A 13,817-nucleotide genomic window follows, 5' to 3' on the forward strand; every position below is an offset into this window, starting at 1 on the left:
CTATAATGCTTAGTATTGTAGATAATTACAAAAACTATCAGTTTGTTATTGCTGGTGCTCCAGGACAGGATTATAGTTTCTACAAGCAATTTATTAAAAAGAATAATGTTCATTTTATTTCTAATAAAACATACGACTTATTAAGTGTTTCTACTGCTGCTTTGGTTACTTCTGGTACAGCTACTCTTGAAACCGCTCTTTTTAAAGTTCCTCAAGTAGTCTGTTATAAGGGCAGTTGGCTATCTTACCAGATTGGAAAACGCTTGGTTAATTTAGACTACATTTCTTTAGTTAATTTAATTTTAAATAGGGAAGCTGTAACAGAATTAATTCAGAATGACTTTAATACCAATCGACTAAAAAAAGAACTTAATCGATTATTAGACTCCTACGAACGCACTAAATTTTTTATTGATTATTACGATTTAGAAAAAGCACTTGGAGGAAAAGGTGCTAGTGAAACTACTGCTAAATTAATTTACAAAACCATTAATAACGACTAACATTAATGCATAAAAAAGCCCTAATTCTACTTTCAATTTTCGCTTTAACTTTAACGTCTTGCGGGTCTTCTAAAAACAGACGAGTTGTTACTAAAAAAACAAGAACAACAAGGACCGTAAAAAAGCCTAGACCTAGACCTACGCGAAATACAACTGCAAAACCAAAAACTACTAATGCTCTTGCCCAAGCTATTGTTAATAATGCAAAGTATTATAAAGGCACGCGTTATAAGTATGGTGGTACTACTAAAGCTGGTATGGATTGTTCTGGATTAGTTTACACCGCTTTTAAAAAAGAAAATATAAAAATACCTAGGGTTTCAAGCGCTATGGCTACTTACGGAAATTGGATTGATTTAAAAGAAGTAAAGCCTGGAGATTTATTGTTTTTTGCAACCAAAAAAAATAATCGTAAAGTAAATCATGTTGGTATTGTTACGTCTTCACGTGTAGGAAACGTAGAATTTATTCATTCATCTACAAGCAAAGGTGTTATCGTTTCTAATTTAGCCGAACGTTATTGGTATTTTGCATTTGTGCAAGCCAGGCGTTTGCTTAAATAAAATTGTTTTTTAAACTTATAACCTTATATAAATCAAACTCTATTTATTAGGTTTAAAAAATAAAAAAACACTTTATATATAGTAAGATTTTTATTAATTTAGGGTAATTGAAAGCCCTTAACTTCACCATAATACAACTAACTATTTGTTTAGTCGTAGGCATATTAGCTGCCTACTATTTTTCTATTCCTACTAATCTTTCTCTCTATATAACTATTGTTTTTTTAATTGGTTTAGGCTGTTTACTTCTTGTTTTAAAAAACACTTATAATACATCTGTTAGTTTTAGTATACTATCTTTTATTACTACTGTATCTATTGGAATACTTATAACCAATTTAAACAATAAAAAACTAAATCCTCGGCATTACTCTAAAGTAGATTTATCTAACCAATCGATTACTTTTAGAGTTAACAGTATTTTAAAACCTAATAATTACAACAAAAAGTATACTATAGATGTCTTAAAAATTGGAGAGCAACCTGTATCGGGAATAGCTTTATTATATGTTACTAAAGATAGTATAAACTCTTCTTTGCATGCAGATGATATTTATACTACCTACCAGCCCTTTAAAACCATTAATAGCCCATTAAATCCTAATCAATTTGATTATAAACATTACTTGGAAAAACAATATATATACCACCAAATTTACAGTTCAAAAAAGCAACTGCTTAATATCAACTCTAAACCACATACGCTATACGGTTATGCAGATTTACTGCGGAGAACTATTAATAATAGGCTAAAAACTCATCACTTTAATCCTGATGAACTTGCTATTATTAATGCCCTAATACTGGGACAAAGACAGGGTGTTAGTAAAACTATCCAAAATAATTATACTAATGCTGGTGCTATTCATATTCTAGCTGTTTCTGGCCTGCATGTTGGAATTCTATTACTTTTATTAAATGGTTTATTTCATCCATTAATTTATTTAAAACATGGGAGAATGATAAAGGTAATATTTATACTTACTTCTCTATGGGGTTTTGCTATTATTGCTGGTTTATCGGCTTCAATAATTAGGGCGGTTACTATGTTTAGTATTGTTACAATTGCTTTGCATTTAAAACGCTCTACTAATATCTATAATACATTAGCACTCTCAATACTTATTTTACTGCTTTTTAAACCACTTTTTATTTTCGATGTCGGTTTTCAATTAAGTTATTTAGCTGTAATAGCTATTGTAGCGATACAACCATTAATAGTTAAATTATGGCATCCTAAGTATAAAATATTAAAATGGTTATGGGATATTTTTACAGTAACTTTGGCTGCTCAATTTGGGGTTGTTCCTATTAGTCTATTTTACTTTCACCAGTTTCCTGGTTTATTTTTCATTTCTAATTTAATTATCATCCCATTTCTTGGTTTCATACTAGCTTTAGGTATATTAATTATAGTTCTGGCGCTTTTAAATGGCTTACCAAACTTTTTGGTAACGTTTTATGGTTTTGTTATTTCTGCAATGAATAGTTTAGTAAAATGGATAGCACTACAAGAGCAGTTTATTTTTACCGAAATTTCATTTAATGCTGCTCAGGTGTTTTTTGCATACTTTTTACTATTTACAATAGTAAAATGGGTTACTAAACCAAGTTACAACCGTATTTATATAGTATTAATTGTTATAATTTGTTTTCAAGGTACTCTCATTGTTAGTAAGTACAATTCAAACAATTCTCAATTCACTATTTTCCACAAAAGCAAGCATACTGTTATTGGCTACAAAAGCAATACAAAGCTTGAACTTTATTCAGATTTAGATTCGTTAAATAATGATATTATTTCTAACTATAAAGTGTTTAACAATATCAATACATTAAAGTCTAATAGCTTGCAGACTATATATAATGTAAATGCCAATTATTTGTTAGTTATAGATAGTATTGGGGCTTATAATTTAAAGACTATTAAGCCAACCTATGTTCTGCTAAGGCAATCTCCAAAAGTTAACTTAGAACGATTAATTAATACTTTGCAACCAAAGTATATTATTGCAGATGGTAGTAATTACAAATCGTATATAAAGCAATGGAAACAGGTTTGTAAAAAAGCAAAACTCCCTTTCCATAACACTAATGAAAAAGGAGCTTTTATTATAACTCTAAATTAAATATCTATATAATTTAGACGTTTATTTACTCTTTAAATTCGGCTTTAAATTTTTTATAATAGTCATTAAATGCCTTTTGTGTATCCATGCCTTTATGCTCGTCTTTTTTAAACATTTTTAAGTATAACTCTAGTTGCTGAGGCTTTTTATAACCTACTATTGGAGCTAAAAACTCTGCTTCTTCATCTAAAAATACAATTGTTGGATACGAGCGTATACTGAAGAATCTTGATAATTGATGCACTGAATTTCTTCTACTTGCTTTTGCTGGGTTATAATTAGGGTTTGTAAATGTTTCTCCTCTAAATTTTATAACGTCATTACCTTCTGCATTAAACTTTACGGCATAATAGTTTTTATTTACATAGTCTGCAACATCTTTATTTTTAAATGTATTACGGTCTAGAGCTTTACATGGGCCACACCATGATGTATATACATCCATCATAATTTTCCTTGGTTCTTTCTTTTGAAGCGCTACTGCTTCCTCTAGTGTTACCCAATTAATTTCTTGCGCAGATATTGATACTGTAGTAAATAGTGCAAATAGTGCTAAAACAATGGTCTTCTTCATTTTAAATCTTTTTAATTCTTTATGTGTAGTCGCAAATAGCATTCCAAAGTTACAAAAAATAAAAAAACGCCTCAACGAGGCGTTTTAGTATATAATATTTATTTTTTATCTAATGCCGTGCATCATTCTTAATAATGTTTTGTTTAAGATAATCATAACAATACCAGCTCCTATAGGAATTAATGTAAATATTAAGAAGAATGTAGACATTCCATACTCTTCTACTATAGGATCTATATAACTACCTGTAATACCTGCTAAGGTATTTGCTATAAAGTTAGCAACAAACCATACTCCAAACATTAAACCTACTAATTTAACTGGAGCTAATTTACTTACATAAGATAGCCCTACTGGAGACACACATAATTCTCCTAGTGTGTGGAAAAGGTATGCTAAGATTAGGAAAATCATACTTACAGAAGCCGTTTTAGCTCCTAATGGTATTCCCATAGAACCAAATGCTAATATTCCAAAACCTACTCCCAGTAATATTAATCCCAAAGCAAATTTAACTGGACCTGTAGGATTGTATTTACTTTGCCAAATTTTAGAAAATAATGGCGCAAACGCAATAATAAAGAAAGAGTTTAATATTCCAAACCAAGAGGCAGCTACTTCTGCTTTATCTGATTGAAATTCTCTTACTAACATCCATATAACTATAGCCCATATTATAACAAAACTTGTTCCTAATAATATGTTTGATAAGGAGAACTTAGAAAATGTTTGTTTAAATAACATCCCTAATACCCATGTAATAATTAACATAGGGACTACCGTTAATAATGTATTAACTATTTTAAAGGTATAGGCTCCGTTTCCTGTTAACACTCTATCTGTATAATCTGATGCAAATATCGTCATAGATCCACCTGCTTGTTCAAAAGCCCACCAAAAGAATACTGTAAAGAATGCTAGAACTCCAATAACAATTAGTCTATCTTTTGTTACCTTAGATTTTTTCGCATCATCGATAACTTCTTCAATATCGTCCTCAATTTTTTCAATTGAATCTTCAATTACATCATCTAGGTCATCTGACTGCTTAGGAGATAGTCCTATGTTTGCAAATATTTTTTGCGCGAAATAGAATTGTAACATTCCGAAGAACATAAAAATTCCAGCTAAACCAAATCCATAATGCCATCCAATTTTTTCACCAATGTATCCACATAATAAAATTCCTAAAAATGCTCCTGCATTTATACCCATGTAAAAAATAGTATAACCTGCATCTTTTTCTTTTCCTTGGTTTTTGTATAGCTGACCAACCATTGAAGAAATATTTGGTTTAAACAGTCCATTCCCAATAATTAGAAGGAATAATCCTAAATAGAAAAACATAGACGTTGTTCCTTCTAATGCCATAGAAGCATGCCCCAATGTCATTAATAATGCACCAAGAACTATTGCTTTTCTATACCCCATTATTTTATCTGCTATAAGCCCTCCAAGTATTGGAGTTATATATACCAGCCCTGTATATAAACCATATAATTTAAGTGCATCTGCTCTTTCCCAAGCCCAGCCTCCATCTATTAATGTAGCAACTAAAAATAGCACTAATAATGCTCGCATACCGTAGTATGAAAAGCGTTCCCACATTTCTGTAAAGAACAGCACAAATAAACCAGACGGATGGCCTAGCACCGTTTTTTGATTGGTTTCTGAACCTCCAAATTTAAATTCCATATAAATAAATTATTTATTAGTTAGTATAATATTATCCTTTAATCTTTACTTCTTCTTTAGTTGCTTTAGTGGCTTTTATTTTATCTCCTAAAGTTCTATCGATAAAGTTTGTCATTTTTTTGTACAAATGCAATCTTGTGTTTCCTCCATAAATACCATGGTTTTTGTCTGGGTAAATCATCCATTCAAATTGCTTATCGGCTTGAATTAATGCTTCTACCATTCTCATCGTATTTTGCACATGTACATTATCGTCTCCTGTTCCATGAATTAATAGAAAATCTCCTTTTAATTTATCTACATGATTTATTGGAGAATTATCATCATAACCACTAGGGTTTTCCTGAGGTGTTGTCATGTAACGTTCTGTATAAATAGAGTCGTAAAACCTCCAACTTGTTACTGGTGCAACAGCTATTGCCATTTTAAATACATCGTTGCCTTTAAACAAAGCATTACTACTCATAAATCCTCCGTAACTCCATCCCCAAATACCAATGCGTTCTGCATCTATATACGGTCGAGCTCCTAATAATTTAGCTGCTTCAATCTGGTCTTCTACTTCGTATTTACCTAATTCTTTTTGTGTTACTTTTTTAAAGTCAGCACCTTTTAAACCTGTTCCTCTACCATCTACGCAAGCTACTATATAGCCTTTTTGGGCTAGCATTTGATACCAATAGTCATTAGCACTATTCCATTTGTTAGCAACTTGTTGAGATCCTGGTCCTGAGTATTGATACATAAATAATGGATATTGTTTTGCTGGATCGAAATTTGCAGGCTTTATCATCCACATATTTAAATCGTTTCCATTAACGCTTATTGTACTAAACTCTTTCTTAGAAGTTGTATAATTGGTTAATTTTTCTGCTAATTTGTCGTTGTCTTTTATGCTTTTAACAACATTTCCTGTTTTAGAGTTATTTAAAGTATATTCTGGTGGTGTCGTTGCGCTAGAGAATGTATTTATAAAATAAGTAAAGTCTGCACTAAATGCTGCATTATTTGTCCCATCTGTTTTGGTTAAACGTTTTTTATTAGTTCCATCAAGGTCAATAGAATATACATCTCTATTTATAGACCCATTTTCTACAGATTGGTAATATATTTTTTCATTTTTGGCATCGTAACCATAATAGTTTGTTACTTCCCAATTTCCTTTTGTTATCTGGTTTATTAGCTTTCCTTTTTTCCCGTAATGATAGATATGATTGTATCCATCTTTTTCGCTAGTCCAAATAAAACTATCATCTTTTAAAAAGGTTAAATTATCTGTTACGTCTATATATGCTTTATCTTTTTCTTCTATTGCTATAAATGCTTTGTTCTTTTTAGCATCTATCATCCAAAGGTCTAGTTCATTTTGGTGACGGTTCATGTAATGAGCACTTAAAATATTAGCGTCATTTGTCCATTTAATTCTTGGTATATAAAAATCTGTATATATTTTATCTACTTTTACTTCTTGTGTTTTATCTGCCTTTAAATCATAAATATGTAAAGACACAATAGCATTAGCTTCTCCTGCTTTAGGGTATTTAAATACCGTTTGTGTTTGGTAAAGATTTTGCCCGTATACATCCATTGAAAATTCTGGCACATTAGTTTCATCAAAACGAATAAATGCAATTTTATCACTATTTGCATTCCACTCAAAAGCTCTTACAAAAGCAAATTCTTCTTCATATACCCAATCTGTAATTCCGTTAATAATTTTATTTTTTACTCCATCAAAAGTAATCTGTGTGGTCTTACCTGTTATTAAATCCTTTATGTAAAGATTATTATTTAAACCAAAGGCAACCTTTTTTCCGTTAGGAGAAAAGGTTGGCTCTTGAATTTTTTGATCTGAAACTGCTGTTACTTTTTTAGTTTTCGTATCTAATACATAGTAGTTACCTAAAGATGAACGCCTAAAAATAGAGACTTCATTAGTTGCTAAAAGCACTTGGCTTTCATCATCACTAAATTTATAATCAGAGAAATACTGTAGTTCTTCAATATCTGAAGATGTTACTAATGTTTTAACCTTTTTCAAGGTTTTATAATCGTATATGTCTATTGTGGTTTTTCCATTTTTCCTATCAAAATTTAAAACCGAATATTGTTGTCCGTTATTCATAGAATGCAGAGCATCCATTCGTTCTGTTCTAAATTCCCCACCCCATATTTCATCTAGAGTTATATTTTGGGTTTGAGCTGATGTTAAAGTAGTTGCAAAAAGGAAAGTTAACAGTAAAAATTTACAAATTTTCATTAAGAATGATTTTTAAACAAAATAATGTCAAGTTTACTAAAAAATATGCAAAAAACCCTAACTATTAACAGTTATTTCTTCCTAATAGCGTATAATATACGGTATTTACTTACTTAGGCTTAACCATGTTATATAAGATTATTTTATAGTTTCTTTTTATAATTCCTTCAACTTTAATACAAAACAATAGACTTTGCTTTTAGAGTGGTATATTTGCTGCATTAAATTTTTCCTGATGAATAAATCGATTTCTGGTTTTTCTAAACTATCAAAATCTGAAAAAATAGATTGGATTGTAAGTACTTATCTATCTAACTCTAATACTGCAAAAGAGACTATTACTCAATATTTTAATACTAATAGTAAGTTACAACAGTTGCATGATGAGTTTATAGAAAACACAATTTCTAACTATTATTTGCCTTTTGGTGTTGCTCCAAACTTTTTAATAAATGGAAAAACATATGCCATCCCCATGGCTATTGAAGAAAGTTCTGTTGTTGCTGCTGCTAGTAAAGCTGCAAAATTTTGGATGAGTCGTGGTGGTTTTAAAGCTACTGTGCTTTCTACAACTAAAATTGGACAAGTTCATTTTATGTTTCATGGAGATTTTAAGTTATTAGAACAGTTTTTTAATACTATAAAACCTAAACTTATTACAGATACTAAGCCTATTACCAAAAACATGGAAAAACGTGGTGGTGGTATCTTAGATATTGAATTAAAAGATAAAACTCAAGATATAAAAGGTTATTACCAATTGCATGCTACTTTTGAGACCTTGGATGCTATGGGTGCTAATTTTATAAACTCTTGTTTAGAGCAATTTGCAAAGACATTTAAGGCTGAAGCTAAAAACCACCTTAATTCGCCTGTAGAAATTGTTATGAGTATTCTTTCTAATTATGTCCCAGATTGTTTAGTTAAAGCAGAGGTGTCTTGTAATGTTGAAGCTTTAGCTGAAGGCGATATCAATCCAAAACTATTTGCCGAAAAATTTGTACAAGCTGTCGCTATTGCCGAAGTTGAGCCTTACAGAGCTGTAACACACAATAAAGGGATTATGAATGGCATTGATGCAGTAGTTTTAGCTACTGGCAATGATTTTAGAGCTGTTGAAGCTGGTGTTCATGCTTATGCTGCTAGAAATGGGCAATATAGTAGTTTAACACATGCCAAAATAGAAAATGGTGTTTTTAGTTTTTGGATAGAAATTCCTTTAGCGCTTGGTACTGTTGGAGGTTTAACGAGCTTACATCCTTTGGTTAAAGTAGCTCTAGAAATTTTAGATAAGCCTAAAGCTACTGAGCTAATGCAAATTATTGCTGTAGCTGGGTTAGCCCAAAATTTTGCTGCCATAAAATCTTTAACAACTACTGGTATACAGGAAGGACACATGAAAATGCATTTAATGAATATATTAAATCAATTTGATGCCAATAAAGAAGAAAAAGAGTCTATTGTTAATTATTTTAAAACGCACACTGTAACGCATAGTGCTGTTGTTAAAGCTTTAACTAACTTAAGAAAATAGCGTCTATAAATGCAGAACTTCTATAGCAATGGGAAATTATTACTTACAGGGGAGTATGTTGTTTTAGACGGCGCTAAAGCTCTTGCTGTACCAACTAAATATGGGCAAGCACTATCTGTAGAAAATACAGCTAGTCCGCAAATTACATGGAAAAGTATAGATAATAATAATGTGGTGTGGTTTGAGACGTCTTTTCTTTTAACGGAACTCATCAATGACAGTTATATTCCTAATGATGCTATTTCTAAACGATTGTTTCAAATTTTAAGAGCAGCAAAAACACTCAATCCAAATTTTTTAACAGAAAAAACAGGATATTCTGTTTTTTCAAAATTAGATTTTCCAAGGGATTGGGGCCTAGGTTCTTCTTCTACTTTATTAAATAATATTGCGCAGTGGGCAACTGTAGATCCTTTTAAATTATCTGATGCTACTTTTGGTGGTAGTGGTTACGATATTGCTTGCGCTTTTAACGATAGGCCTATTTTATATTATTTAGAGGCTAACCAAGCACCAAATATAGAACAGGTCTGTTTTAATCCTAACTTTAAAGATAAGCTTCATTTTGTTCACTTAAACCAGAAACAAAATAGCCGAGATGCTATTAAAACATACCAAAACAACAAAAAGTATATTTCTGAAACGATTAGTAAAGTAAACGTTATTACTAATAAATTAAATGTTTGCGAAACTATAGAGGATTTTGAGTTTTTAATAACTTCTCATGAGTCCTTAATTGGAGAAATAACAAACCAAACACCTATTAAATCTCGCTTATTTAATGATTTCAATAATGCGATTAAAAGCCTTGGTGGTTGGGGAGGAGATTTTATATTAGCTACTGGCTCTTTAGACTATGTAAGCACTTATTTTAAGTCTAAAGGTTACAATACTATTATTTCTTACTCTAAAATGGTTTTATAAAAAAAGCCTTTTACATAAATGCAAAAGGCTTAAAACTATTTTTGTTTATTTTATTTTTTTACTGAACAGTTTTTGCTCTGTTATCTTCAATTTCTGCTGCATCTTTTAATGCTTTTAATAATCTAGCAGTTACTGCATTTGCTTTTTCTGTTTCTAATCTATTTGCAAAAGACTGATAATTATCTAACTCAACGGCTGGTGTTTTTTTAGTTACTTGAACCATATATACTCCATTTTCTCCAGTTATTAGTTTAGATGTCGCACCTTCTTTAAGTCCAAAAGCTGTACCTACAACTAAAGGTTCTCTTCCTGCTCCAGCAATAGTTGGGTTTTTCATATTAATTGCAGATGCAGATTTTATTGTTTGTTTTTCTGCAGTAGCGACCTCTTGTAATGTAGTAGCAGTGATTCTATCTTTAATTAATTTTGCTTTCTTTTCTTTTCTTATTTCTGGTAATGCTGTAATTGATGCATCTGTTACATTCATTAAACCTGCTTCATTTTTAGCGGTTACTTGTACAATAACATAATCGCCTCCTGCTACATTAAAACGTTTAACGTCTCCTACTTCTCTACCTTCTTCAAAAGCCCAACGTACTATTTCTCTTTGGTTTCCTACGCCTGGGATGTTTTCGTCTAATGCCTTTATTGTGTTTACAGGTTTAACTGTTTTGTTTGTTTCTTTGGCAACGTCTTGAAATGATTTTTTAGCTGTTGCTAATTCAAAATTAGAGGCTTCTCTAAATAATTTATCTTCTGTATCTAAAGAAGCTATTATTTTCTTTTCTATTGTTGCTATTTTATAGGCTTCTTTTTGGCTTTTTCTACCCATTAACTCCATAACGTGAAAACCATATTGTGTTTTCACAACTCCCATATCTCCAACGTTCTTGCTAATTTCAAATTCATTAAATTCTTTCACCATGGTGCCTTCTGCATGCCAATCGTATACACCATCTGTTGCAAGACTTCCTTGATCTGAAGATAAGGTTTTTACTAATTCTGCAAATTTCGTTTTATCGCTCTTTATAATAGATAAAACACTATCTGCAGTTTTTTTAGCTTCTGCTTCTGTTTTTGTCGCTGTTGAAGAAACGTTTAAAGAATCTTTAAATGGAATTAAAATATGTCTAACCTTTAATGAATCGTATTGTTTTTTAACGTCTACTAATTTAGATAGTTTAAAACTTGTACCCTCTTTGTATGGTCCATATACGCCTCCTATTTTTAGTTTTGTAATTGTATCTTTTATTGCTGCAGGTATTGTGTTTGGAAAACTGTATCTATCTTGATACTTGACTGCTCCTTCTGAATGTATGTTTACATATTCTGCAATTTCATCTTCAGAAATATTTTCAAAACCTTTTACTACTTTAGAATCTGCTCCTTCTTTTCTATCTTTAAGTAATTTGTTTAATTCTGTTTTTATTACCTTTTCATCATCTACAGATGCAACTTCTTCAAACTTTACATATTGTATATTTCTTGAATCTTCAACTTCGTATTTCTTTTTATTCTTGTTTATGTAAGCTGTTATTTCAGATTTAGATACTTCTACTGTGCTGTCTGGAATAGACGCAAAAGGAATTTGCACATATTTAATATCTACTTTATCGCCTTCTAATTTATGCTCTAAAGCACCTTCTGCTAAAGTTGCAGTTGTTCCAGCTTTAACTAAATTCATGTAAGTATCTTGTAATCCGTTTGCAGATACAGATGCTTCGTAATCTACCCATTGTTGGTAAGCCGCTTTATTAGGTGATGCTTTTAAATTGGCAATGTATGTATTTAGCTTTGCTACATCGAATACTCCTGCTTCATTTTGAAATTCTGGACTATTCTGTAAGTTAGGCTTTAATAACTCTATCATTTGCTCTCTACTAATGCTTAAGCCTAAAGCGTCATACTCAGTCTCCATTACCATTCTATTAACCTCATAGTTATACACTTGATTCATTATCTGTGTATTAGTTGCATTTGGATTTTTTCTAGCTTCTACTTTAGCCATAAATGCTTCTCTTGAAATATCCTTACCGTTAACTGTAGCGACTACATTAGGAGATTTTCCTGTTAAGCTCACATCTGAACTAAAAACGCCTGATAATATAAAAGCAAATAATGCTAATGCTATTACTAATATTAGTACGAATGTTTTCTGTCTTATCTTATTTAAAATTGCCATCTGTTGAAATAGATTTTATGAAATATAGTGGGCGAAAATACCATTTTCTATTTAATAATAAAAGTAGATTTTATCATTAATTCTAATAATTTAAAAATGTGGGCTATTTTTCTTTAAATGAAGGTAAAAAATGGCATTACTTAAAGATTAATCTTCTTCTTTAACTTTTAATTTTACTAGATCTATTTTAGTATCGGAAACCTCTAATATTTCAAATTGAAATTTTTCTGTGTCTACTAAATCTTTTTGTTGCGGAATTTCTTCTGTATGGTCTACAATTAATCCTCCAAGAGTCTCGTAGTTTTCTCCTTCTGGCAAATTAAGTTTATATGTTTCATTGATATAGTCAACGTCTAAACGAGCTGAAAATAAATAATTTGATGCATCTATTTTTTCTTCTGTTAGTATTACAGTATCATGCTCATCTTCTATTTCACCAAATAATTCTTCTACAATATCCTCCACGGTCATAATACCAGATGTTCCACCGTATTCGTCTAATACCACTGCTATACTTTTTCGTTTTTTAATAAGAACATTAAGTATTTCATTAATTAGCATGGTTTCTGGAACATATTCAACAGCTAAAACCATGGCTTTTATAGATTTTGGCTTTTTAAAAAGCTCAAAAGCATGTACATAACCTATAATATCGTCTATAGTGTCTTTATATATTATAATTTTAGAATACCCTGTTTCTATAAATACTGTTTTCAACTCTTCTATTGAGTCTTTAATTTCTAAAGCAACAATTTCTGTTCTTGGCACCATAACTTCCCGTGCTTTTACCTCGGCAAATTCTAATGCATTTTGAAAAATCTGAATTTCACTATCTACATCATCATGTGCTTCTACAGATTCCATTTGCTCGCTTATATAATTACCTAATTCTACTTTTGTAAAGGCTAATTGAACTTGATCGCCTTCGGTTTTAAAAAAGCGTTTTAATACAAAATCTGAAATCCAAATAACAAAATCTGAGATAAATGTAAATAAAAGATAAAACAGATAGGCCGGAAAGGCTAATGCTTTAATTAAAGTGTTAGAATAGATTTGAAAGAATACTTTAGGTAAAAATTCTGCGGTGAATAATATTACTAAAGTAGAAATAATGGTCTGTGTTAATAGATTAAAATCACCTAGTGCAAGTTTTACTAATGGCGAACTTGTAATGGATAACTGTACAGCAAACCAATTCATAAGAAGATCTCCCATGAAAAAACCATAAACTACTAATGCTATATTGTTTCCAATAAGCATTGTGGCTATAAATTTTGAAGGTTTAGCGGTTAGTTTAGATAATATTTTAGCTAAAAATCCATCTTGCTTTTTTTCAATTTCTATGTGAATTTTATTAGAAGACACATAAGCAATTTCCATTCCCGAAAAAAAAGCAGAAAGCAATAACGATACTATAATTATGATTACAATAAGTGTTATTGACATTTACTAG

Annotated in this window: 9 protein-coding genes and 1 pseudogene; 5 read left to right on the plus strand and 5 right to left on the minus strand. The window is 30.7% G+C overall.

What is annotated here, in order from left to right; all coding sequences use genetic code 11:
• From ACVC2P_RS12820 to ACVC2P_RS12830, 3 genes and pseudogenes are all read left to right on the plus strand, one after another.
• Positions 1-503 (plus strand): annotated as a pseudogene (locus ACVC2P_RS12820) (lipid-A-disaccharide synthase); the annotation flags it as partial.
• Positions 504-508: 5 nt separating this feature from the next.
• A complete protein-coding gene (locus ACVC2P_RS12825) occupies positions 509-1,066 on the plus strand; it encodes a C40 family peptidase (RefSeq protein WP_452598861.1) in 558 nt (185 codons plus the stop codon).
• Positions 1,067-1,173: 107 nt separating this feature from the next.
• Positions 1,174-3,195 (plus strand): ComEC/Rec2 family competence protein, encoded by a 2,022-nt coding sequence (locus tag ACVC2P_RS12830; RefSeq protein WP_452598862.1) that lies wholly within the window; start codon positions 1,174-1,176, stop codon positions 3,193-3,195.
• A gap of 25 nt (positions 3,196-3,220) precedes the next feature.
• Here ACVC2P_RS12830 and ACVC2P_RS12835 read toward each other — a convergent pair whose 3' ends face one another.
• From ACVC2P_RS12835 to ACVC2P_RS12845, 3 genes are all read right to left on the minus strand, one after another.
• The gene (locus ACVC2P_RS12835) at positions 3,221-3,769 is read right to left on the minus strand and encodes a thioredoxin family protein (protein WP_452598863.1); all 549 of its coding nucleotides are present in this window, start codon (positions 3,767-3,769) and stop codon (positions 3,221-3,223) included.
• A gap of 105 nt (positions 3,770-3,874) precedes the next feature.
• Complete coding sequence (locus tag ACVC2P_RS12840) at positions 3,875-5,464, minus strand: peptide MFS transporter (protein ID WP_452598864.1); 1,590 nt, start codon at positions 5,462-5,464, stop codon at positions 3,875-3,877.
• 31 nt (positions 5,465-5,495) lie between these two features.
• Entirely contained in the window at positions 5,496-7,724 is a 2,229-nt protein-coding gene (locus tag ACVC2P_RS12845) for a S9 family peptidase (RefSeq protein WP_452598865.1), read from the minus strand.
• 235 nt (positions 7,725-7,959) lie between these two features.
• Here ACVC2P_RS12845 and ACVC2P_RS12850 point away from each other — a divergent pair, with 235 nt between their 5' ends.
• Together ACVC2P_RS12850 and ACVC2P_RS12855 are read left to right on the plus strand one after the other, a co-directional pair.
• Positions 7,960-9,258 carry a hydroxymethylglutaryl-CoA reductase, degradative gene (locus ACVC2P_RS12850; RefSeq protein ID WP_452598866.1) on the plus strand — a complete coding sequence of 433 codons (1,299 nt, stop codon included), beginning with the start codon at positions 7,960-7,962 and terminating at the stop codon, positions 9,256-9,258.
• Between the two features lie 9 nt (positions 9,259-9,267).
• Entirely contained in the window at positions 9,268-10,182 is a 915-nt protein-coding gene (locus tag ACVC2P_RS12855; protein ID WP_452598867.1) for a GYDIA family GHMP kinase, read from the plus strand.
• Between the two features lie 58 nt (positions 10,183-10,240).
• On the opposite strand, the gene ACVC2P_RS12860 is transcribed toward ACVC2P_RS12855, so the two are convergent.
• Together ACVC2P_RS12860 and ACVC2P_RS12865 are read right to left on the minus strand one after the other, a co-directional pair.
• Complete coding sequence (locus ACVC2P_RS12860; RefSeq protein ID WP_452598868.1) at positions 10,241-12,364, minus strand: peptidylprolyl isomerase; 2,124 nt, start codon at positions 12,362-12,364, stop codon at positions 10,241-10,243.
• A 147-nt stretch (positions 12,365-12,511) separates the two neighbouring features.
• Entirely contained in the window at positions 12,512-13,810 is a 1,299-nt protein-coding gene (locus ACVC2P_RS12865) for a hemolysin family protein (protein ID WP_452598869.1), read from the minus strand.
• Positions 13,811-13,817 lie beyond the last annotated feature (7 nt).

The sequence above is a fragment of the Pontimicrobium sp. MEBiC01747 genome, assembly GCF_053601635.1.

Coding starts and splice junctions, on each gene's coding strand:
- ACVC2P_RS12860 (WP_452598868.1), bottom strand. CDS start 12,364: ATGGCAATTTTAAATAAGATAAGACAGAAAACATTCGTACTAATATTA.
- ACVC2P_RS12865 (WP_452598869.1), bottom strand. CDS start 13,810: ATGTCAATAACACTTATTGTAATCATAATTATAGTATCGTTATTGCTT.
- ACVC2P_RS12850 (WP_452598866.1), top strand. CDS start 7,960: ATGAATAAATCGATTTCTGGTTTTTCTAAACTATCAAAATCTGAAAAA.
- ACVC2P_RS12855 (WP_452598867.1), top strand. CDS start 9,268: ATGCAGAACTTCTATAGCAATGGGAAATTATTACTTACAGGGGAGTAT.
- ACVC2P_RS12845 (WP_452598865.1), bottom strand. CDS start 7,724: ATGAAAATTTGTAAATTTTTACTGTTAACTTTCCTTTTTGCAACTACT.
- ACVC2P_RS12825 (WP_452598861.1), top strand. CDS start 509: ATGCATAAAAAAGCCCTAATTCTACTTTCAATTTTCGCTTTAACTTTA.
- ACVC2P_RS12840 (WP_452598864.1), bottom strand. CDS start 5,464: ATGGAATTTAAATTTGGAGGTTCAGAAACCAATCAAAAAACGGTGCTA.
- ACVC2P_RS12835 (WP_452598863.1), bottom strand. CDS start 3,769: ATGAAGAAGACCATTGTTTTAGCACTATTTGCACTATTTACTACAGTA.